The sequence below is a fragment of the Kamptonema formosum PCC 10802 genome (assembly GCF_000332335.1).
In the GTDB taxonomy this organism is placed as follows: domain Bacteria; phylum Cyanobacteriota; class Cyanobacteriia; order Cyanobacteriales; family Oscillatoriaceae; genus Oscillatoria.
Map to the genome: position 1 here is coordinate 4665243 of NZ_KB235948.1, position 21339 is coordinate 4686581.

At 50.9% G+C, this 21339-nt stretch carries 17 protein-coding genes; 12 read left to right on the forward strand and 5 right to left on the reverse strand.

The annotated features are described in order from the left end of the window. Positions 1-697 precede the first annotated feature (697 nt). The 5 genes from OSC10802_RS54685 to OSC10802_RS56185 all read left to right on the forward strand — a co-directional run bounded on the left by OSC10802_RS54685 (position 698) and on the right by OSC10802_RS56185 (position 4985). The gene (locus tag OSC10802_RS54685; protein WP_232731715.1) at positions 698-865 is read left to right on the forward strand and encodes a hypothetical protein; all 168 of its coding nucleotides are present in this window, start codon (positions 698-700) and stop codon (positions 863-865) included. A 239-nt stretch (positions 866-1104) separates the two neighbouring features. Next, a complete protein-coding gene (locus OSC10802_RS0120335; RefSeq protein WP_017718608.1) occupies positions 1105-3015 on the forward strand; it encodes a bifunctional serine/threonine-protein kinase/formylglycine-generating enzyme family protein in 1911 nt (636 codons plus the stop codon). 121 nt (positions 3016-3136) lie between these two features. Further along, entirely contained in the window at positions 3137-3484 is a 348-nt protein-coding gene (gene avd / locus OSC10802_RS0120345) for a diversity-generating retroelement protein Avd (RefSeq protein ID WP_017718610.1), read from the forward strand. Positions 3485-3506: 22 nt separating this feature from the next. Beyond that, positions 3507-4655 (forward strand): RNA-directed DNA polymerase, encoded by a 1149-nt coding sequence (locus OSC10802_RS0120350; protein WP_017718611.1) that lies wholly within the window; start codon positions 3507-3509, stop codon positions 4653-4655. A 24-nt stretch (positions 4656-4679) separates the two neighbouring features. Then, complete coding sequence (locus tag OSC10802_RS56185; protein ID WP_155968123.1) at positions 4680-4985, forward strand: SUMF1/EgtB/PvdO family nonheme iron enzyme; 306 nt, start codon at positions 4680-4682, stop codon at positions 4983-4985. Between the two features lie 55 nt (positions 4986-5040). On the opposite strand, the gene OSC10802_RS53120 is transcribed toward OSC10802_RS56185, so the two are convergent. Continuing rightward, positions 5041-5241 carry a hypothetical protein gene (locus OSC10802_RS53120; RefSeq protein WP_198525155.1) on the reverse strand — a complete coding sequence of 67 codons (201 nt, stop codon included), beginning with the start codon at positions 5239-5241 and terminating at the stop codon, positions 5041-5043. Positions 5242-5344: 103 nt separating this feature from the next. Here OSC10802_RS53120 and OSC10802_RS0120355 point away from each other — a divergent pair, with 103 nt between their 5' ends. The 6 genes from OSC10802_RS0120355 to OSC10802_RS0120385 all read left to right on the forward strand — a co-directional run bounded on the left by OSC10802_RS0120355 (position 5345) and on the right by OSC10802_RS0120385 (position 14216). Beyond that, positions 5345-7144 carry a bifunctional serine/threonine-protein kinase/formylglycine-generating enzyme family protein gene (locus OSC10802_RS0120355; protein ID WP_017718612.1) on the forward strand — a complete coding sequence of 600 codons (1800 nt, stop codon included), beginning with the start codon at positions 5345-5347 and terminating at the stop codon, positions 7142-7144. Positions 7145-7815: 671 nt separating this feature from the next. Then, entirely contained in the window at positions 7816-8853 is a 1038-nt protein-coding gene (locus OSC10802_RS0120360) for a ParB/RepB/Spo0J family partition protein (protein ID WP_017718613.1), read from the forward strand. A gap of 154 nt (positions 8854-9007) precedes the next feature. Next, complete coding sequence (locus OSC10802_RS50435; RefSeq protein ID WP_017718614.1) at positions 9008-9169, forward strand: hypothetical protein; 162 nt, start codon at positions 9008-9010, stop codon at positions 9167-9169. A gap of 425 nt (positions 9170-9594) precedes the next feature. Next, positions 9595-10629, forward strand: a complete 1035-nt coding sequence (locus tag OSC10802_RS0120370) for a T6SS phospholipase effector Tle1-like catalytic domain-containing protein (protein WP_017718615.1) — start codon at positions 9595-9597, stop codon at positions 10627-10629. Between the two features lie 98 nt (positions 10630-10727). Beyond that, on the forward strand, positions 10728-12368 hold the full coding sequence (locus OSC10802_RS0120375; RefSeq protein WP_026098665.1) for a peroxidase family protein: 1641 nt from the start codon (positions 10728-10730) through the stop codon (positions 12366-12368). Between the two features lie 648 nt (positions 12369-13016). Then, complete coding sequence (locus OSC10802_RS0120385; RefSeq protein WP_017718618.1) at positions 13017-14216, forward strand: catalase family protein; 1200 nt, start codon at positions 13017-13019, stop codon at positions 14214-14216. Positions 14217-14386: 170 nt separating this feature from the next. Here OSC10802_RS0120385 and OSC10802_RS0120390 read toward each other — a convergent pair whose 3' ends face one another. Then, a complete protein-coding gene (locus tag OSC10802_RS0120390; protein WP_017718619.1) occupies positions 14387-16288 on the reverse strand; it encodes a PEP-CTERM sorting domain-containing protein in 1902 nt (633 codons plus the stop codon). 436 nt (positions 16289-16724) lie between these two features. On the opposite strand from OSC10802_RS0120390, the gene OSC10802_RS0120395 reads away from it, so the two are divergent. Next, complete coding sequence (locus OSC10802_RS0120395) at positions 16725-18101, forward strand: helix-turn-helix domain-containing protein (RefSeq protein ID WP_017718620.1); 1377 nt, start codon at positions 16725-16727, stop codon at positions 18099-18101. Between the two features lie 674 nt (positions 18102-18775). On the opposite strand, the gene OSC10802_RS50440 is transcribed toward OSC10802_RS0120395, so the two are convergent. The 3 genes from OSC10802_RS50440 to OSC10802_RS0120405 all read right to left on the reverse strand — a co-directional run bounded on the left by OSC10802_RS50440 (position 18776) and on the right by OSC10802_RS0120405 (position 21314). Continuing rightward, the gene (locus tag OSC10802_RS50440) at positions 18776-18925 is read right to left on the reverse strand and encodes a hypothetical protein (protein ID WP_155968125.1); all 150 of its coding nucleotides are present in this window, start codon (positions 18923-18925) and stop codon (positions 18776-18778) included. A gap of 241 nt (positions 18926-19166) precedes the next feature. Then, positions 19167-19370, reverse strand: coding sequence for a hypothetical protein (locus OSC10802_RS50445; protein WP_155968127.1), 204 nt, complete (start codon positions 19368-19370; stop codon positions 19167-19169). A 762-nt stretch (positions 19371-20132) separates the two neighbouring features. Next, on the reverse strand, positions 20133-21314 hold the full coding sequence (locus OSC10802_RS0120405; RefSeq protein ID WP_017718622.1) for a response regulator: 1182 nt from the start codon (positions 21312-21314) through the stop codon (positions 20133-20135). Between the last annotated feature and the right edge of the window lie 25 nt (positions 21315-21339).

Below are 21339 nucleotides of genomic sequence, written 5' to 3' on the forward strand. Positions count from 1 at the left end.
CTCTGCGGCGGGTGCCGGTGGGGCCAAAAAAACGGCTGAAGCCGGTGCGGGGCCTGATTTGGATGGGGTTTGACCGGCAGTAATTTGGCGGGAGGGTTAGGTTGAAACTAATTAAGCAGAAAAGGTGTAATTTTGGGAGGGTTTGCGCTGATAGACCTGAAGTGGGTAGTGGGATTGAGGGCACAGAGAAGTATGATAATTATATTAATCTTTATGTAGACTCATCGAATAGGTTTGGGGGTGGACACCGGCACACTGCGGGGATTCCCTGTGCGGCGGGTGCCTGCCGGGCCAAAAAAACGGCTGAAGCCGGTGCGGGGCCTGATTTGGATGGGGTTTGACCGGCAGTAATTTGGCGGGAGGGTTAGGTTGAAACTAATTAAGCAGAAAAAGTGTAATTTTGGGAGGGTTTGCGGTGATAGACCTGAAGTGGGTAGGGGAATTGATGGCACAGAGAAGTATGAGAATTATATTAATCCTTATGTAGACTCATCGAATAGGTTTGGGGGTGGACACCGGCACTGTGCGGGGATTTCCTGTGCGGCGGGTGCCTGCCGGGCCAAAAAAACGGCTGAAGCCGGTGCGGGGCCTGATTTGGATGGGGTTTGACCGGCAGTAATTTGGCGGGAGGGTTAGGTTGAAACTAATTAAGCAGAAAAGGTGTAATTTTGGGAGGGTTTGCGCTGATAGACCTGAAGTGGGTAGTGGGATTGAGGGCACAGAGAAGTATGATAATTATATTAATCTTTATGTAGACTCATCGAATAGGTTTGGGGGTGGACACCGGCACTGTGCGGGGATTTCCTGTGCGGCGGGTGCCGGTGAGGCCAAAAAAACGGCTGAAGCCGGTGCGGGCCAAATTTAGGGATTAGGGATTGGGGATTGGGGATTGGGGATTGGGGATTGGGGATTGGGCAAAAGCTGTGAGTCTTACCCATGCGCCATGCGCCATGCGCCATGCGCTATGCGCTATGCGCCATGCCCTATGCCCTATGCGCCATGCGCCATGCCCTATTGTTAAGGTGTGGGGCAAAAATTGACAGTCAACTTTTTCCTCAAAAGCTCTATCCTGGATATAAATTTATCATAACCGGCATCAAAGCCATGTTGGGACAAACCCTTGCGGGGCGCTATAAAATCGTCAAATATCTGGGAGGCGGGGCATTTGGCCAAACTTTCCTCGCCTCAGACACCCAGCTACCCGACAATCCTGAGTGCGTCGTCAAACAGCTTAAACCCCAGTATAACGATCCGTCTATCCTGCAAATTGCCAGCCGGTTATTCAAAACCGAAGCTCAAACCCTCCAGAAATTGGGCGAGCACGACCAAATTCCCAGACTTTTGGCTCACTTTGAGGAAAATCAAGAATTCTATCTGGTGCAGCAATTCATCGACGGCGACAGTCTGTGCGCGGAAATAAAACCGGGATGCAAGTGGACAGAAAAACAGACAGTTGCCTTTTTGCTGGATGTGCTGACAGCCCTCTCTTACGCCCATCAGCAAGGCGTGATCCACCGCGATATCAAACCGGCAAACTTAATCCGACGCCGCAAAGATAAGAAAATTGTCCTCATAGACTTTGGGGCGGTTAAGCAAGTGAGTACCGGGGTGGTTAATGCGCAGCAGAGTCAGACGAGTCTGACAGTTGGGATTGGCACCCCCGGATATATGCCAAGTGAGCAAACTCAGGGCAAACCCCAGTTTAGCAGCGATGTTTATGCCCTGGGAATCACGGCAATTCAAGCACTCACCGGCATCTCCCCAGAACGATTGCCCGAAGATCCCGTAACGGGGGAAGTTATCTGGCGCAACTGGGCGAAAGTTAGTCCGAAGTTGGCAAACATTCTAGATAAAATGGTGCGCTATGATTACCGCCAGCGCTACTCGCCAGCATCTCAGGCGCTGCAAGCGGTTTCCTCTCTGACAAAACCGAATTCCCCCCTGACGCGCCGGCAAGTTGTCAAGCTGGCGGGATTTGCCGGTGGGGGATTTGTAGCGTCGGTTTTCGCCCGTCAGCTTTTCACCTCTCCCCCCTCTTCCCCAATAGTTGAGAATTCACCCTCACCCCCAAATCCTCTCCCACAAGCGGAACAAAGAGTTGATACTTCTCCCACACCTGAGACTCCGCCTCCCCCACCTAGAAGTAGGGGGAGTGAGGGCAAAACTTTGCAAACTTTTGCCTTCGACGCAATCACGGTAGACGCGCGGGGGCGAGAAATCAACCGCACGCGCCGACAAGCTGAATATTTTACCCATGACTTAGGAGACGGAGTGATTTTAGAAATGGTGTCGATTCCGGGGGGAACTTTTATGATGGGTTCCCCGCAAACGGAGTCAGGGCGATATAGTGACGAAGGTCCGCAACGCCTAGTGACGGTGCAGCCTTTTTTTATGGGAAAGTACGCCATAACTCAGGCGCAGTGGAAAGTTGTCGCCGCTTTGCCTAAGGTAAATCGGGACTTAAATCCAGATCCGTCTCGATTCAAAGGCGCAAACAGGCCGGTGGAGAATGTATCGTGGGACGATGCGGTGGAATTTTGCGCCCGACTGTCCCAAAAAACCGGGCGCGACTACCGCTTACCCAGTGAAGCTGAGTGGGAATATGCCTGTCGCGCCGGCACCACAACGCCTTTCCACTTCGGCGAGACAATTACGACTGATTTGGCTAACTACGACGGCAACTCTACCTACGCCTCCGCCCCGAAAGGTGTTTATCGCCAGCAGACAACAGATGTCGGGAGTTTTCCGCCGAACGCCTTTGGACTGTACGACATGCACGGCAATGTCTGGGAGTGGTGCGCCGATCTTTACCACGGGAATTATGCCGGTGCGCCGGTGGATGGGAGTGTCTGGAGTTCTGGCGGAAACGAAGATCGTCAATCCCGGATGCTACGTGGGGGTTCTTGGCGCAGCTATCCCGGGGTTTGCCGTGCGGCTTACCGCCACGGGTGCGGGCCGGAGTTCAGGGTTGGCGATCTCGGGTTCCGCGCGGTCGTTTCTGCTGTCAGGACTTAATAGCCCTTTACCCTCTTCCCCTTTTGCCCTCTGCCCTTCTTTCCTTTTCCCTCTTCCCTCTCTCGCGCGAAGCGCGTCGCGATTTTTTTTGAAAAATGACCTATTATCTTTTTAGCGAACAATGAGCGAATTACCCATTATCCAAAAAACCTATGACTTGGTTAAATGGTATGTCCCCATTTTGAACCGGCTTCCGCGCCAGTACAAATTTACTGTTGGGGACCGGATGATAATTGGACTTTACGAACTTTTAGAAGGTCTGATATCAGCCCGATACGCCAAAGACAAATTAGCCCAGCTGGAAGCGCTCAACATAAAAATAGACATCCTGCGCCACCAAACGCGCTTGCTCTTAGATTTTCACGAAATGTCAACCGAAAGGTACGAGTACGCGGGAAAATTGCTCAATGACATCGGCACCGATTTGGGCGGCTGGATTAAACAGCAGCGCAAAAAAGACTCCCCGTGAAACCTCCCCGTGAAACCTCCCCGTGAAACTGAAAACATCTCACCTGATTTCTCAGCCACCCATGAAACGATACGGCAACCTGTTCCCCCAAATTGTAGATTTCGCCAACCTGCTATCCGCCGCGCGAAAAGCTCAGCGCGGCAAACGCTTTCGCCCAAATGTCCTGGAGTTCAACTACAACCTGGAAGGAAACCTGCTGCAACTCCAGGAAGAATTGAAATCCAAAACCTACACTCCTGGCGCGTACAGGACTTTTGAGATTTCCCAACCCAAGCGGCGGCTAATTTCAGCAGCGCCTTACCGGGATAGAATTGTTCACCACGCTCTCTGCAATATTATTGCCCCACTTGTCGAGCGAAGTTTTATTAGTGATTCCTACGCAAACCGTGTTGGGTTTGGCACTCACCGCGCTTTGCGCCGGTTCACGAAATTCGCCCGCTCAAGTAAGTACATCCTCCAGTGCGACGTGCGAAAATATTTCCCCAGCATCGATCACAGCATACTCAAAAAACTGATCCGCCGCCAGATTAAATGTCCCGATACGCTGTGGCTGCTTGATAAAATCATCGATAACAGCAACCCGCAAGAACCTGTGATAGAATATTTCCCAGGAGACGATTTGCTCGCACCCCTAAACCGGCGGCGCGGTTTGCCAATTGGCAACCTGACAAGCCAATTTTTGGCCAATCTTTACCTGAACAGTCTCGACCATTTTGTGAAAGAACAGCTGAAAGCAGAAAAATACATCCGCTTTGCCGATGACTTCGCTCTCTTCTCCGACAGCTGGGAATTTTTAGCCGGTGCGCGAATCGAGATAGAGTCACACCTCGCCACCCTGCGTCTGAAAATTCACCCCATCAAAAGCCAGCTGTTTGAAACGCGATACGGCGCAAGCTTTGTGGGATTTCGCATCCTCCCGGATCGCATACGAGTGCGCCAAGAAAATCTGCGCCGCGCCTTCCGCCGGTTGCGCCAGTTGCGGGAAGATTGGATTGCCGGTAGAATTGGACTCTCCGCAATATACCGTTCAGTTCAAAGCTGGGTGGCTCATTTGAAACACGGCGACACCTGGAGATTGTGCCAGAAACCCGTATTCTTAAAGAAACCGGGGTTCTCCGTAACTAGGAGATTGCGCCAAAAAATCTTGACAACTTTCGCCTTGATGCTATAATAGAATTGGAATCGGCAAAACCGGATGCAACGTGGGGGTTCTTGGAACAACAATCCCAGGAATTGCCGTGCGGCTAACCGCAACAGGAACGAGCCGGAGTTCAGGAATGACAATCTCGGGTTCCGCGCAGTCGTTTCTGCTGTCAGCACTCTTCAATGTGAGAGCCGGCGGATGGGAATTCGTCGGGAGAGCGGAAGAGTCCAGCCGGTTCCAGTGATGGGCAATCCCATCCGAACATCAAACTGGGTGGAGTGGCTTGGTAGGCTGTGCCGAAGTGTCGCTCCCCCAAACAGAGTGTTTATATGCCGACACCTATCCCATTATTCTTAATATAACACAACTCCACAAAATTGTGCCGGTGAAATGTAAAAATTTTATGACAATTTTATGAATTTTTTCGCCGGCTCTTCCCCCAAGCACGCCGCCGCCGGCACCGATTGCAGATACCCCCCGCTGTAGGGAGGTGCGCCGGCACGCACTCCAGGGATTCTACCGGCTGCCGGTGCCTGCCGGCTAAGTCCAGCACCCGACTGTGCCGGAACCAAGCGTCAGCCTGCTGCGTATACCCGCGCCTGGCTAGAAACATGGGCGGTGAACCAGATTTAAACTCGCACATCTATAAAATAGAAGAAATAGAGAGAGGCGATGGGTAAAATAGAGATAACTCTCCCACCGGCACCCTTTTCCCAATGATTTACTGCCTCAATCCTACTTGCGTCCTGCCCGAAAATCCAGATGGCACAAACTTCTGCATGAGTTGCGGGACAAAACTGTCCCCGCTGCTCAGAGGGAGATATAGCATAATTCGCGCTATCGGTCAAGAGGGGTTTAGCAAAACCTACTTGGCAGTGGACAGAGACTGGCGCAACGCCTGGTGTGCCGTCAAACAGTTCTCCCCCTCACCGGCACTTCAAAACAGCCCGCCGGTGCTGGAAAAAGCGCGGGAGTTCTTTAACCTTGAAGCGGAAAAACTGCTTCACTTAGAAGAACACCCGCAGATTCCCACCCTGTTCGCTTACTTCGAGGAAAATAATAGGCTGTACCTGGTGCAGCAGTTCATCAAAGGACACACCTTGCTCGAAGAGCTGCAGCAAGAGGGAACCTTCAGCGAGCCGAAGATTCGGAAAGTTCTGGGAGATTTACTGCCGGTGCTGCAATTCGTGCACGACAGAAAAGTCACTCACAGAAATATCAAACCAGAGAGCATCATCCGCCGGCAAAGCGATGGCAAATTAGTGCTGGCAGACTTCGGGGTGGCCAAACAGTGGGCCGGCACGCTGTTGAGCCGGCAGAGGGCAGTACCCCGACGGATACGCGCCGTGGGGCAAATGCGCGGTGTCGCTCACCCCGCCAGCGACTTGTACAGTTTGGCTGTAACTTGCATCCGCCTGATGACTGGCTGCTTTCCAAAAGCCGACGGTGCTGACGAACTGTTTGATGCGATGGAAAGCTGCTGGCGGTGGCGAGAAAAACTGCCTGCCGGCACATCTGTCAGCCCGGAATTGGAACAAGTTTTGGATAAATTGCTCTCAGATTATTTCAAAGATCGATATCAGTCTGCGGCGGAAGTGATGGCGGCGCTTGCGCCCTCAACCCCCACCCCCATCGCCCAAAGAGGGAGTGGGAGCGCGAAAGGATTGCTTCTCAGTTCCTTTGCATTCGAGATGGTGACAGTTGATGCGCGGGGGCGAGAAATTAACCGCAGTCGCCGGGGAGCTGAATACTTTCCCGAAAACTTAGGAGGCGGAATAATTTTAGAAATGGTTTCCATTCCAGGGGGAACCTTTACGATGGGTTCGCCGAAGACTGAAGAAGGGCGATTTGACAGTGAAAGTCCGCAGCACTCGGTAACAGTGGAGCCCTTTTTTATGGGGAAGTATGCGATCACTCAGGCGCAGTGGAAAGCTGTCGCTCTGTTGCCCAAAGTCAGCGGCGACTTAAATCCCGATCCTTCTTATATCAAAGGCGCAAACAGGCCGGTGGAATATGTATCCTGGAATGATGCAGTGGAATTCTGCGCCAGACTGTCGGAACAAACCGGGCGCAACTACCGGCTTCCCAGCGAGGCGGAGTGGGAATATGCCTGTCGCGCGGGAACCACAACCCCTTTTCACTTCGGCGAGACGATAACCTCAGATTTGGCTAACTACGACGGGAACTATACCTACGCTTCAGGGCGAAAAGGCAAATACCGCAAGCGAACAACCGATGTGGGGAGTTTTCCGCCGAACGCTTTTGGGCTGTACGACACGCACGGAAATGTTTGGGAGTGGTGCGCCGATCCCTGGCACGATGATTACACGGGTGCGCCGTCGGATGGGAGTGTCTGGGAAGCCGGTGGGAACAAAAATCGCCGGCTGTTGCGGGGTGGTTCTTGGTATTACTTCCCCAGACGGTGCCGTGCGGCTTTTCGCTGCTGGTTCGTGCCCGACTTCAGGTATGGCATCTTTGGTTTTCGCGTTGCCCTTTCCTTGCCGAGGAATCAATAGCGTGTTTCGCTATTGCGGTTTTGTCTTTTACCGGCAAAAGTTCGTAGGGGCGGGTTTACTAATATCTGAACTTCGCAGAGACATTTTGGGTGAACCCGCCCCTACTTTAGCCCCACAAGTTTGTAGTTGGGCTAATGCCCCACAGGTTTGCACTCCGGGAGGCTTCTGGGCACCCACCGACTGATTCAACCGCACAAGTGCCCCGATAGCCGCAGGCGCACTCCCGCAGAGGCCGCTTGATGCCTGTCGTTTGCCGGTGGCAGGCATCCGGGGTGAGCCAGCTCCAGCCCCCTGTCTCTCATATAACCAACAAATTAAGTGGAAAACCTATAATTTTTACTCGCTGTCTAACTTTACAGCCCAGTGCTGATAAATTAAGCAACTTATTGCGAAGTGTAACAATTATATTAATCTTTATGTAGACTCATTGAATAAGTCCTGTCCTTTTTCTGGCCGGCACACCCCCTTTTCATATCAGTGCGCCGGCGCACCGTTTGTAAGTTCAGCGTAGCCCCAAGGTTTGTAAGTTCAGCGTAGCCCCAAGGTTTGTAAGTTCAGCGTAGCCCCAAGGTTTGTAGTTGGGCTTGTGTAATTTTTAGTTAAAAGTCACACACTTCAGAGAAATAGAGCTATATCAGTAAAGAAGCAAGACTTTTCAGATACAAGAACGAATGACCATCAACCGGTGCTCTAGCTCATCTAGCTTCCAGGCAACGACTGAACACAGAGATGCGGGCTTTGAGGGAAACGACTCTCAGCGGTCACCTGCTGCGCAACAGGTTCCGCTAGCGTCGATTGTGCTGGCGCACTACCAGCCCCGGCATTATTTTGATGAGGTTGCCATGCAGCAGCTAACGGCTAGCGTGAGGGAACACGGCATCCTGCAGCCGCTGCTGGTGCGACCGGCAGGCATTGGCCAGTACGAACTGGTGGCAGGGGAGCGCCGGTATAGGGCAGCCCGGGCAGCTGGACTGACTGAAGTGCCGGTGGTGGTGCGCCAGATGACTGATTCTCAAGCTATCCAGTACGCCCTGGTGGAGAACTTGCAGCGCAAGGATTTGAACCCACTGGAGGAAACCCAAGGAATCCTGCAACTGCTGGCCATGCGGCTGGACTGCGATCGTGCCGGTGTTGAGAGCAAGCTCTACCGGCTCGACAATCAAGCCAAAAAGAAAGCTACCCAAAGCGCTTTGAGCAGACTGTCAAGGGAAGCAGGTGAGGCCGAAGTTGGGGACAGACCGGCGAGTGTAGCTCCGTCAGGGGAGGGAGAGGGGGAAATTCCCCAAAGCACTTTGGGAAAATCAGACCGGGAAATAGTAGAGCAGGTATTTGCTGAGCTGGCGCGGATGACCTGGCAGTCCTTCGTCCGCACCAGACTGCCCCTGCTCAACCTGCCGCCGGAAATCCTGGAACCCCTCCGCCAGGGGCGCATCGAGTGGACAAAGGCCAAGGAAATTGCCAAGCTGGAGTCGGAGGCGGAGCGGGGGGCGCTGCTGGAAGAAGCGAGGGCTCACTCTCTGACGCTGCGCCAAGTGCAAAAACTGGTCAAGGAAAAGAAAGCGCCCAGAGAGCGAGCAGAGCTGCAAGCGGAGATCGAGGAGATATTGAAGAGAGCTAGGAAGTTTGCGGCGTGGGACGACAGCGAGAAGTGCGACAGGCTAAAATTGCTGCTGGCAGAACTGAAATTGCTGCTGCCTGGGGAGGAGTGAAAAGCTTAGTTGAGGGGGAGATCCCTGTGCTATAGTGTGGGCGCTTTGCCTGCGGAATTGGACATGCGGAGTTTGACATTCAGTCAAATCAAAGAGCCGGTCGCATTGCTGAGCAAAAAAACCGACTCGCTGCGTCAGTGTTCTATCTGCCGGTGTGGACACCACTGACAAGCAAATCAAGACCGGCATGAGGGAGAACCGAGAAATTTGGGAGAGCCCTCCAACCCCGGAGCGACTGCCGGCGGTGCTGGCCGAACAGGAAACGCTTTTCAATGCGCTTTTCAATGCGCTTTTCAACGATCCCGATCGCGGCTGAGCAATGAGCGCAGGAGAATGCCAAGCCAAAAGACTTCACTGATAGCCTGAATCTTTGCAAGACCTCGCTTAAAAGATAGAGCGGTGGCTGCAGGCGCTTGACAGGCAACAAGAGGACAAGCCGCGATGGCAAAAATGCTCCAAAAGCTGGTAACACGATGGCTGTGGCCATATCAGGAAAAGGTATAAAAATCTTAACATAAACGGTTGTCATTTTAAAATTAATCAGTTATACTACTGACTATACAAAAAATGTCCCACGGGAGGATTGCGTAAGACTTGAACGAACTTAAGGGAGCTTAATAATCCCAGTCACAACGCCCAAGAGAGCCCGTGGGCAAGTTTATTCTCAATCTTCCTCGGAGGCGCTGAACTAAGTGTCATTCGACCTGAAAAACTTAGGTAAAAAAAGGATTCTAGGCCAAAATGAAACGTTTAATCGTTTGCTGTGATGGAACTTGGCAAAAATTAACCGACCCCTGTCCAACCAACGTCGTTAAAATTGCACAAGCGATTAAGCCTGTCGCTAGTGATGGAACGCTTCAGTTACTCTACTATGATGAGGGCGTCGGTACGGATGAGGATGCAGCAGAGAGGTTTTTGGGGGGAGCTTTCGGCAAAGGAATTGACCAAAATATCCAAGATGCGTATCGCTTTCTTTGCCTGAACTATGTTGAGGGAGATGAAATTTACCTGTTTGGCTTCAGTCGTGGCGCTTATACGGTCAGGAGTCTGGCCGGACTGATGTATAACACCGGCCTGTTAAAACGCGAAAACATCCGTCAAGCGCCGGAAGCTTATCAGCTTTACTGTAACAGGGGGATTGCGCCGAGTGACGAGGAGGCAAAAGACTTCCGGAAAGAAAATAGTCTTGGAAGTCGGGTTGAAATCACCCTTTTAGGTTGCTGGGATACAGTCGGTTCTTTGGGAATTCCCGATCTATCGTACTTTGGGCCACTCACGCAACAGCTCAACAATCAATACAGGTTCCACGACACTCAGCTGAATAAAAAGATTAAAAACGCCCTCCATGCGGTGGCGATTGATGAGCAGCGCAAAGTCTTCAATGTCACGCCGATGCACAAACATCCTGACGCTCCAGACCAAGTGCTGCGCCAAGTCTGGTTTCCAGGAGATCATGGCTGTGTCGGCGGTGGGACGCTGAAGAAAAGTAAATTAGCAGATGGCACTTTGAAGTGGATGATTGAATCTATTGGCTCCTTAGGACTGGGTCTGGAGTTCGATATCAGTAAAATCAATCCTCCTCTTGACTTTGACTATACCTGCGATTTTCAGGTAAAGAGCATCATCGAGAAGGCCACAAAACTGGGGGGAACTATACTTCGGGAGATTGGAGATGAAATTGATGAATTGCATGAAAGTGTAAAATTGCGCTGGAAACAGCGATCGGACTACCGACCCCCCAACTTGAAAAAGTACCTAGACAAACTAGAAGCATAACCCTAACCTAGAGATGCTGGGGGAGCGTTTTAGACGCCCCCATCTAGCAGGTTAAGCTGGGATCAGTCACATCTACAGGACCCACAAGGAAAACAATTATGGCCTCACAAAGAGACACATCAAGAGACGGGCTAAGAAATAAAGTTGAGACTTTGTTGCTGACAAAGTTTAAGCCGATGTGGGCTTTTATTCAAAGCAACGATTTTCTCAAGAGGGCAGTTAATAAAACTCTCATCAATAATGCCATCAATAAAATTCCCAATCGTCCCTATCCGTTCAGTACGAAGTCTCCTTACACGTCTTGGGAGTCATTAAACGATCGCACTTATTCCGGACTCCACCTACCGCCTACGAGTTGGAAACCTTTAACCGATCGCAACTATATAGGCGTTAACTTAACCCCTGGGGAGGAGTTCGAGACAAATCTTCCTCCTGTCGAAGACCTAGCGGTCTTATATAAGAAGACCGGAGAAACTAAATACTCCCCAAAATCCAGCCTGATTTTCCCCTATTTCGTTCAGTGGTTTACCGACAGTTTTCTGCGTACAGACCGGCAGAATCACCTCAGGAATAGTTCAAATCACCAAATCGACCTTTGTAATGTCTATGGATTGACCCCAGAAATTACTCGTCTGTTGAGGTCTTATCAAGGGGGGAAACTAAAAAGCCAAATTATCAATGGGGAAGAATATCCTCCTTTTTACTACGATGAGAATGGCCAAGCCAAGGAAGAATTCAAAGGAATGCCTCATCTAGTAACCGCTGAAGGGGTTAATAAAGCAGATACCTTACCCCCAGAAAGAAAACAAAAGTTATTTGCTCTGGGGTTAGAGGTTGAGCGGGCCAATGTCCAAATTGGTTATGTGATGCTGAACGTTCTTTGCTTACGAGAGCACAATCGCGTGTGCGATCTCTTAGCAAAGAGTTATCCCACTTGGGATGACGAGCGACTGTATCACACAGCCAGAAACATTGTGATGGTTGAGTTCCTCAAAATTGTGCTTGAGGATTATATTAACCACATCACCCCCTATCAATTTCAATTCTTCACCGATCCCCTTGCGTTTACTAATGAGAAATGGTATCGCACGAATTGGATGTCGGTAGAATTTACTCTAGTCTATCGCTGGCACAGTATGCTGCCCGATACGATCGTGTGCGACGGGCAAAACATTCCTGTCCCCGACACGATGTGGAACAATGAGATGATTATTAAGAAGGGTTTGGGAGCTATATTTGAGGAATCTTGCTCCCAACCGGCAGCCCAACTGAGCTTATTCAACACGCCTGATTTCCTGGTACACACTGAGCTGGCCAGTATTCGGTTAGGTCGCGCGGCAAAACTGCGGACTTATAACGATTACCGCGAGTTGTGCAAGTATCCGCGCGTCACCGATTTCAATCAAATTAGTGGCGATGAAAAAGTTCAAAAAGAACTGGAGCGCTTGTACGGGCATGTAGACAATATTGAGCTATATGTGGGGCTCTACGCAGAAGACCTGCGGCCAAATTCAGCTTTGCCTCCCTTGGTGGGCCGGCTGATAGGCATTGATGCCTTTTCTCAAGCGTTCACCAATCCTCTGCTCGCAGAGCATGTTTTCAATCCAGAAACTTTTTCACCAGTAGGGTGGGAAGAGATTATGAATACGAAGACTCTCTCCCAGGTGTTGAATCGCAATGTTCCTCCAGGGAAAGAGTATAATGTTTCTTTCTATCGCGAGGGTTGGCAGCCGGTGTAACATTTTGCAAAGATTTTCACCCTCACCCCCCGTTCCTCCCTCTCCCCGGACGGGAGAGGGGACCATCGGTGTCAGGGCGGCCACGGGGGCATTGGTGTTAACTTAAGCTCCTGGCGATTGAAAGATGTTGTTGGCGAATTAACGGGGGGTTAGACCTCTGGCTAGTTTGCCAGGGTCCTGGCGATTGAAATCGCGGCTATACAGACGAAGCCCGCCTACGCGGGCTAAAGACTAGAGAGAGATTCTCAAAATGTGCGGTTTTTTTCGAGGAAACAGGAGAAAGGGGAGAACAAGGGTTCCCAGAAAGCTCCCCTCCCCGTTCACGGGGAGGGGTTGGGGGTGGGGTCTTACCCTACATCAATTCGCCAACAGTCTCTTGAAATCGCGGCTATACAAACGAAGTCCGCCTACCCTGCGGGAAGGGCTTCGCCCAAGGCGGACTTAAGAGAAGAGCGAGAGTTTTCAAACCCGCGCAGGCGGGTTTGGTCTGTGTAGCTGCGGTTACCCTGCGGGAAGCCGCCAAGGGCGGCTACAACCGCCCAGAGGCTGCGGAACACAGCTTAAATTGACACTAATGCCACGGGGGCCCGCCCCTACTGCCGGGAAGGGGAACCCCTACCGTCACAATCAACTGTTAAAAGGTGGTTTATGGACAAGAAATTATTTACGGAATATCCCGAACAGGATGAGCGCAAATACTACGAACTTGTGATTGAACAAGTCAGGATGCGTATGGATAATCTTTATAAGGATAAAGATCGGGCCCTGCGAGATACCCATACGAAAAGCCACGCTGCTGTTAAAGCAACTCTCGAAATCTTTGACTTTGATGAGGAAGCGATTAAACGCGAATTGAGCGAGCGCACCGCGCTGACTCCTTCCCAGGTTAAAGGGATTTCCATGAAGCAAGGCTTGCTCTCCTCACCCAAACAATATCCTGTTTGGCTGCGATTGGCAAACGGGGCCTTCCAAATAAAAAATGATTACGAGGCAGACACCCGCTCAATGGCAATCAAAGTGATGGGGGTTGAGGGGGAGCGGCTTGAGCACAGCTATGAGTCGAAAACTCAGGACATTATTGTACACAATTCAGAGTTTTTCTTTGTAAAAACCATCAGAGACTACTACGGCTTTTTCTCTGCGGTCGTTGAGTCAAAGGAGGCAACAAAGAAGTGGCTCTTTCAACATCCCGTGCAGTTCTTAGCGCTCCTCAAGGGGACGAGCGAGGTTCCGAAAAGTTTACTGACACAGCGGTATTGGAGCAGTTCAGCCTCTGCTTTGGGTCTGCCGCCCGATTTCGACCCCTCGCAGACGAGTGTCCTTCCTGTCGAATATCCGGCTGTGATTAAGTATGCGTTTACTCCAGTTTCACCCAAACCACCGCACGACAAGATTCCATACAAGTCTCGACCTGGGATTCCTAAATGGCCCTTCACAGATCGCGCGAAAGCACTCGGCTTAGATCCGAGTCAGCCGGACAATTACTACCGGGATGATATCATTCAATCCCTTGCGAAACCGGACGCTGAATACTGTTGGGAGTTTGGCATTCAGTTCCAAGCCAGCCCAAACATGTCCATCGAGGATACCACGGTTACGTGGAAGGAAAAGGAATCGCCGTTTTTCACAGTAGGTCGTCTCACCGTCAAGCATCAAATCATTGATTTCGAGAAACAATACGATTTCTGTGAGAACCTGCGATTTTCTCCCTGGAACGGTCTAGCAGTCCACCGTCCGGTGGGTTGCATCAACCGGCTGCGCGGTTTAGTTTACCCCGTTGTAGCCTCCTATCGCTATGAGAAGGGAGGTATTGCCGGTGAAGAGCCTACTGGAGACGAGACGTTTTGAGTAGCTTCTAATAAGCTGTTAGGCTTTTAACCTGCTTTGCCGGTGAAATGAGGCAGAGCCTCCAGATTGCGTTCCCAGCTCAAGCTGGGAACGAGAGATATGCAGAAGTTGTAGCGCAGCCGTCGGGCAGGCGGGCTGCGCTACGAAGGTGTTGGTTCACGCGGTTGGTTTTATGGTTGGCGGCGTGGTTTGGAACCCACGAGGAACGCACCGATCACTAAAAATCCCATTATCGTTGCCGGTTCGGGAACTTTTGTGGGATTAGATGTGGGCTCGATAGCGTAAAGGCTAAAGTCGGCAGTCTCGGTGTTGAAGGCGAGTTTGATCGGGAGTGCCATCGGGTTGGTGGGGTCGATCGCGTCACCGGTTCGCACGGTGAATTTCGTCACGCCTTTTGTCCCGTTGTTGTCGATCAACAGGTCGCCCAGAAGGTCGGCATAGTCGCCGAAGTTGAGGCTGTCGCCACTGCCGAAGACGCCGAGAACTTTGTCGGCAACGGAGACGGTAAAGGGATTCTCAAAGGTGGCGGGCAAGTCCAAGATGGAGGTAAACAGGGAGTCACTGTCCATCTCATAGTCAAACCCGTAGGCGGTGGGCGGGTCAAACCAGTGGCCTGTCGTTACGCCGCAAAAACTCATGGAATTAGCGGTCTGGATGGGACAATTGGGCAGCCAAGGGTTGAATTGGGATGCACCTACCACATTAGAGACTGCCATGAACACCCCTTCCTGATTGTTGGCAAGTCTTGCCCAGAAACTTATCTCGCCATCATCGGTCAAGCTCCCGCGATCCATTGATAAGGCTGTAACTGTAGAACCGAGAAGGGAATCGCCCAGCGCGATAACTTTATCTTGAACACTATCCGATCCAACGAAGATGCCTGGAGTATCATACCAGAAGTTCGGTTGGTATGACTTACCCATGAAAGCAACATTGCCGTTGTTATTAAGCGAGCTAGTACCAAGGGTGTAAAAAGTCTCCTGAAGGGGGACGATCTCTCCTGCGGGATCGTAATTGTAGTAGGTTCCTGCAATCACGCTGCCATCGCTGCCATCACCAGTGAAAATGACTTGACCTTGTACGTTACCACTACCTATAATGACAGTTTTGTCACCGCCTACCGCAGTAAAGGCTGAAACCAAACCGGAATTGTTAATGTTGGCTTCACGATACGACCCCAAGATAAACATGGGGTCGTTAGAAACAATGGGAGAAATCCCGCTTGAGTCACTGACAAAAACACCGTCTTGGGTAGTGAAACTAACCTTTCCAGCATTGTTAATGGACGGAGCTTCAAATTTAACGGAGCATACCTGGTTCGAAGCCGATCCAGGGGTACACCCTGTCATTGAAGTAACGACGGAACTACCTGCCGACGTGGCCGGCGGTTGGGCTTTGTAAACATTGGTGATACCATTGCTTCCTTTAGCAGTGAAAGCCACTTCTCCTGCATCATTCATGCTTAACCCAGGAGCGAATTCACCATATTGAGTGCTGCTGGCAACTTCCCGTGGCACTGAACCTGGAGCCGAACCAACAACAAAGATTTTAGTTTCATTAGTCCCACGCATTTTGGCAACAAAAGCCACTTCCTTCGCTTGTGTGCCAGGAATGGAACGAAGGGCAATCCCCTGACCAAAGCTCGCAAAAGGACTCGTAGATTTGGTATCAGCTACATAGATTGGTGTAGCCCCTGCACTGGCGGTATTTGGATTGCCCAAACTAATCACCTGATAGGTCTGCCCACTAGCAGTTTTATCTGCGATGAAGGCAACTTTACCGCCTTTCGCTGCAATTCCCTTGCCCGCTTGATACATAGGGTCGGTTGACAGGTTGTAAACGTCGCTGTTCCCCCACAACAAACTGGCAGAACCGCTAGTACCCAGTCCATTGTCAATACTGGTGTACTGAGTGCTAGGAGTCAAAAACTGATTGCGCGTGTCGGCAACAGGTCGAAAAGTGAAACTAGCAGCCTTCGCTTCACCCGCCATCAAAACCGGCAACAAACCCAAAATCGCGCTAGAAACACACAGAACCGATCGATTAAATCGAGAAAAATTGGAGTTATTCATGTTGTGATTTCCCTGATACAAAGTGAACACAAACTTAGCATTTAGCCCTTAAATATGCTAATTAAAGGACTGAAATGTAACTGCATTTTACAATTAAAAGCCCATACTTTAAATGCTTTTGTATGTGCTCATAGGAGGCTCCTAAAATTAGGTCAGACCATTTTCTCCTTAAAGGAGGCTACAGCCAATCAAGCCATCACTCCATGTCCGCTCTGAAGGTGGCTTGCTTTGCCGCGAGTTCCTTGAATTGCTCTGGCTGCTTTCTATTGTAAGCACCATCCGGAATTCTTCAAGTAGTAAAATGGAGAAAATCGGATAAAGTTTGAGCGGATAAACTTTCTTGTCAGTCGTTGAAAAAAGTATACTTTAGTATCAAGAGTTGACAAAAGGTGAAAAAAGTAGTAGAATCTCCGTAAAACTACGCAATAACTCGCCTATGGATGTCCAAGAAGTCCTGCAATGGGTCGATGAGTTAGCCCTGTCCAATAAGGGAAAACACCTAACCAACCTGCAACAAGCGGTATTACTGGGGGTTTGGGACAGTCAGCGGTACAAAGAAATTGCTCAGACTTATCGCTGTAGCGAAGCCAACGTCAAAAAAGCTGCGATCGCTTTATGGGATATGCTATCAGAAGAATTAAACGAAAAAGTTAGTAAATCAAACTTCCGCTCTGCGATGGAACGATATCATATCCACCATGTTTCCATTGTTGGGGATGGCGCACAGAGTAATTTTATTCAAGGCAACATAAATGTTTGTAGGGAAAGTCAGACTTCCACCGGCACGCCCAAAGAGCGCTCGCCCTCAACCAGCAATCCAGACAAAGTTCAAGCCAAACAGCGCCACGATCTAACCGATGCGCCAGAACGCGCTCATCCCTTCTGCGAGCGCACCGAGGAACTCACCACCCTAAAACAGTGGATCTTAGAAGAAAATATCCGCACTGTCACCTTAATAGGATTGTCCGGTATTGGCAAAACTTCCCTGGCAGTGGAACTTGTCGAACAAATTAAGCAGAACTTCGATCTGATTGTCTGGCGCAGCCATCATAAATTCCCAACGCAGGAATCCCTGACCACAAATTTAATGGAGTTTTTCTGTGAGCAGCAACAAACTCAATTCCCATCCCTAATTGACTATTTGTCCGCCCATCGCTGCCTGATAATACTCGACGATCTGCAAGAAACTTTTCGCCGTGGGGAATTAGCCGGCACCTACCTTCCCGAGTACCGGCATTATGGCAAATTGCTCAAACAGCTGGCTGTAAACCCTCACAAGAGTTGCTTGCTCCTGCTCAGTTGGGAAAACCCTATAGAAATTGCTACCTTAGAAGCGGAAAACCGGCACTGCCGAACCTTACAGATGAACGGGTTAGGAAACTCGGCGCGGGACATCTTAAAAGAAAGGGGGTTGACTGATGAAGATAAATGGCCAGAACTCATTGACCTGTACGCCGGCAACCCTTCGTGGTTAAAGATAATCGCCACGACTATTGTCCAGCTGTTTAACTGTAGCGTTGCCCAATTTTTATCTTGCCCAAGCCCGTTTTTAGGAGATCTAGATTCAATTTTGCTGGAACACTATCAGCGCTTGTCAGAATCCGAAAAACTAATCATGTTATGGTTGGCTAGCCACCCAGGGTTGCAGCTTACCCGAAAACCGGCTGAGTTCACCTTCTCTCACTCGGATTTTTTGAAGGCGATCCAGTCTTTGTCGAGACGCTGTTTAATTGAAAAAACGGCAGAGAAGGGCGAACCGTACTTTACGCTTCAAGCTATAATTAAAGAATATGTGAGGGACAAATCTCTGTAGGAATGGGTCAGCGGGAGGGGCGGGGGCGGGTTGACAAATATTCTCCGCTGTGCTAAAAACATTTCGGGTGAACTGCATGTGGTCGAAAGGAGGCAGAGCCTCCTGAGTAGCGGTCCCAGGCAGAGCCTGGGAACAAGGGGAAAGAGTGCCTTTCTAAAGAAAAAGTGATGCCGGCTCAACATCAAACCTCCTCCAAATCCTCCTCAAACTCCTGCAACTTTTGATGCTCAGCGTCCCGCCTGTCCCATTAAAGTCTCTTTGGTGCAGGTGCGCAGGGGAGACGCCTGCGCCTACCTCTGTTGGGAGTGGGAATTGCCTCTCGCCTGTCCCATTAACCTCTTTTTGGCGTAGCACAGGCGTCCCGCCTGTCCCACCAACCTCTCGCAGGCCCGGGTGCGCAGGGGAGACGCCTGCGCCTACGTCTTTTTGGCGTAGCACAGGCGTCCCACCTGTCCCATTAAGTTCCCCACCGGCAACGTTCAACTCCCCTCGCCTTCTTGGACTTCCCCCCTGTTGGAGGCTGCGAGGGTACATCATCTTCCTCCCCCACACACTCGCTCAACTTCTCTTTCAAAATTGCCCGCGCATCCGATCAATACTGCAAGCGGATTTCAATGGCATGACTCCCACCAGCAGGCAAGCTCTGCACGATGCTAACTCTGGCACGCCTCAATTTAAGGGACAATCTCAAACAAGACTGTCAAACCGGCAGTACGGCGGACTTTAGGCCAAAAGAGCGGCAGCGGGCGATCTTCGCAGACGCGAGAGCCGGTGCCGTCGCAAATCGGCCAACATTTTTCGTCCTGGCCTTTCCTCACTGCCACACAGTTACCTCTAGCAGCCACAAACCCCCTGACAGAAGTTCCATTTGTGTGGTTAGGGCCTTGAACCCGTTAACTGTGTGCCATCTATTTTGCAGTCCATATCTACGCTACTCCTGAAGATATAGCAGTATGCACTTAGGTTAGAACATTAGACCTTCAGGGGGGGCGGGACGCCTGCCCTACGTCTATATAGCGATATGTAATATACCTCTCAAGATAGAGAGCTGTCAAGAGCCTGTATTTAAAGTTTCTGTAAAGCCAAATCCTCTAATGTAGGGGCGGTGCGGCACGACTGATCGCTGGCCACTGCAGGCTTGGCCATGTCCGGTGCTCCATGCCCGATTGTCCAAGGCCCAATGCCCCATGCGGGCGCGATCAGTGCTCGGTGCCCCACGTCGGGAGGGACAATTTCACCGATAGCTGTGCCACCAACTTTGATGTCCAATCAACCCGCCCCTACAAATGCGGCGTGGGGGGCGGGTTTATTAGTCTTCTTCACAGTGTCCCAAATATTGTGGGGGAACCCAGGCACGCACTGCTACAGGATGCAAGCTCTGTAAATAAACGCCTTAAGCCACAACATCCAGCACTATTGCCCAACCGGCAGTGCGGCGAACTATCGGCAAAAGCGCGGCAGCCGGTGAGCCTGCCACTTGCGGTCGCGGGAACGCTCGCAAACGCGCCAACATTTCTGTTCCTGGCTTTCCGGGACTGCCACACAGTTGCCTTTAGCACCCAAAACCCCTTGACAGAAGTTACACCTGTGTGGGAAGCGCCCTTAACAAGTTAACTGTCTGTCATCTATCTTGCGATATATTTAGCATACCTTTGGCCATAGATACCTGTCAACGGTTTCTATTTAAAGTTTGTGTGAAGAAAAGCCGTGTAATGTAAAGTTATGCTGGCGCTGTGCCCCATGCGGGCGTGCCCCAACCAATCCCCAATCCCCAATCCCAATCCACCATCTGGGCATCCCTAGTTGCTCGGCTTCGCGGATGGCCCCTGGCTCCAGCACCCACAAACCCCTTGACAGAAATTGCACTTCTGTGCTGTTTCCGTTAAACTTGTTTACCCTCTGTCATCTATCTGGCGATAGATTTACCTTGCTCTTCGAGAGATTGAGGTGTCACCGGCCAGAATTTAAAGATTCTGTAAAGAAAGGGAATGGGGGATTGAGCGTTGAGCGCGCCCCACGCCCCATACCAAACTATGCGATTTCCGAGGGGGCGAGGGGGAAAGATGCCGGTGATCTCACCGGCAGGTGTTTTCTTACAATTTCCAGAACTTTTTTGGCGTCTGGGGGTTTGCTTAAAAAATCAGAAGCGCCGGTAAATTTCGAGCGGAGGCGCTCGACAACGCCATCGTGGCCGGTGAGAATAATCACCGGCGTATTGCGAAACACAGAAGTTTGGCGCAAAAAAGCGCAGAGGGCGTGCCCATCCGCATCGGGCATCACCAAATCCAAAAAAATTAAAGCCGGCTTGTGCTTGACAAGAACAGGCATTTCCAGCAGCGGCTGTTGAATTTTCAGCACTTGGTAGCCTGCTGGCACTAGAATACTCTCTAACGTGTGGCAAACAACAGCACTGTCATCAATACAAGCGATCGTCGGTGCCGAGAGGTTGACCGCATGGGAAACCAAACGGAATTGATCCATCGGAGAGAGCAAGTCAGGCACCTCTCGGACTTCAATCAGTCCTTGCTGTAAAAAGTGATGCAAAATTCGGCTCACTCCGGTCACAGATTGCTTCCTTTCCAAAGCAATATCCCAAAGAGTATTCTGACCGTTGAAAAGAGTCTTCATGCCGAAAAACGTATCAGAAGAAACAGGAGGTTCGGCAGTGGAACGCTCTTTTAAAACCGGCGCTCCGTCAGGAGAGATGTAGCTTAAACCCATCGCGTGCCACTGCTGCCATGTCTCCCCTGTTTTCTGGAGAACTTCCTTGACCTCAACTGAAGACAGGGGCAGGGTGAGAGTTTTGTGAGAGTCAGGCTGTCGGGGGGAAGGGAACCACCGGCTCGCCAAATAGGTCTGGCCAAACATCGTAAACAGCACCTCCCTGACGGTGGATTGAATCACACCCCGAGCTTGAGAGAGGCTGAGTTGCTCTTGAGTGACTCCTTGGTGGAGCAATTGATACTCCCAGAGGTGAGCGGACGAAAGTTGGTTGGGGTCCGCCGCAAAGCCGGGACAGAAAAGGGAAACACCTCTTTTCCACCGCCTGACTCGGTGGGAGCCGCCGGTGGCATAGACAAGCTGACCGAGGCGGAAGAAAAATTGCCATTGGCGTTCTCCCTGAGCGAGAATCAATTTCCCTGTGGCTCGTTTCTGGGTCAGCGCTGCTAGCTTTGTGGCAAGCTTGGCAAACTCTGATGAATCGAATTCCATAGGAAGCCCAGCTACACAGATACCG

Bases quoted from the DNA above. Each gene is read 5' to 3' on its own strand.
- OSC10802_RS0120335 (WP_017718608.1), top strand. From the start codon at position 1,105: ATGTTGGGACAAACCCTTGCGGGGCGCTATAAAATCGTCAAATATCTG.
- avd (WP_017718610.1), top strand. From the start codon at position 3,137: ATGAGCGAATTACCCATTATCCAAAAAACCTATGACTTGGTTAAATGG.
- OSC10802_RS56185 (WP_155968123.1), top strand. From the start codon at position 4,680: ATGCAACGTGGGGGTTCTTGGAACAACAATCCCAGGAATTGCCGTGCG.
- OSC10802_RS53120 (WP_198525155.1), bottom strand. From the start codon at position 5,241: ATGTTTCTAGCCAGGCGCGGGTATACGCAGCAGGCTGACGCTTGGTTC.
- OSC10802_RS0120355 (WP_017718612.1), top strand. From the start codon at position 5,345: ATGATTTACTGCCTCAATCCTACTTGCGTCCTGCCCGAAAATCCAGAT.
- OSC10802_RS0120360 (WP_017718613.1), top strand. From the start codon at position 7,816: ATGACCATCAACCGGTGCTCTAGCTCATCTAGCTTCCAGGCAACGACT.
- OSC10802_RS0120370 (WP_017718615.1), top strand. From the start codon at position 9,595: ATGAAACGTTTAATCGTTTGCTGTGATGGAACTTGGCAAAAATTAACC.
- OSC10802_RS0120375 (WP_026098665.1), top strand. From the start codon at position 10,728: ATGGCCTCACAAAGAGACACATCAAGAGACGGGCTAAGAAATAAAGTT.
- OSC10802_RS0120385 (WP_017718618.1), top strand. From the start codon at position 13,017: ATGGACAAGAAATTATTTACGGAATATCCCGAACAGGATGAGCGCAAA.
- OSC10802_RS0120390 (WP_017718619.1), bottom strand. From the start codon at position 16,288: ATGAATAACTCCAATTTTTCTCGATTTAATCGATCGGTTCTGTGTGTT.
- OSC10802_RS0120395 (WP_017718620.1), top strand. From the start codon at position 16,725: ATGGATGTCCAAGAAGTCCTGCAATGGGTCGATGAGTTAGCCCTGTCC.
- OSC10802_RS0120405 (WP_017718622.1), bottom strand. From the start codon at position 21,314: ATGGAATTCGATTCATCAGAGTTTGCCAAGCTTGCCACAAAGCTAGCA.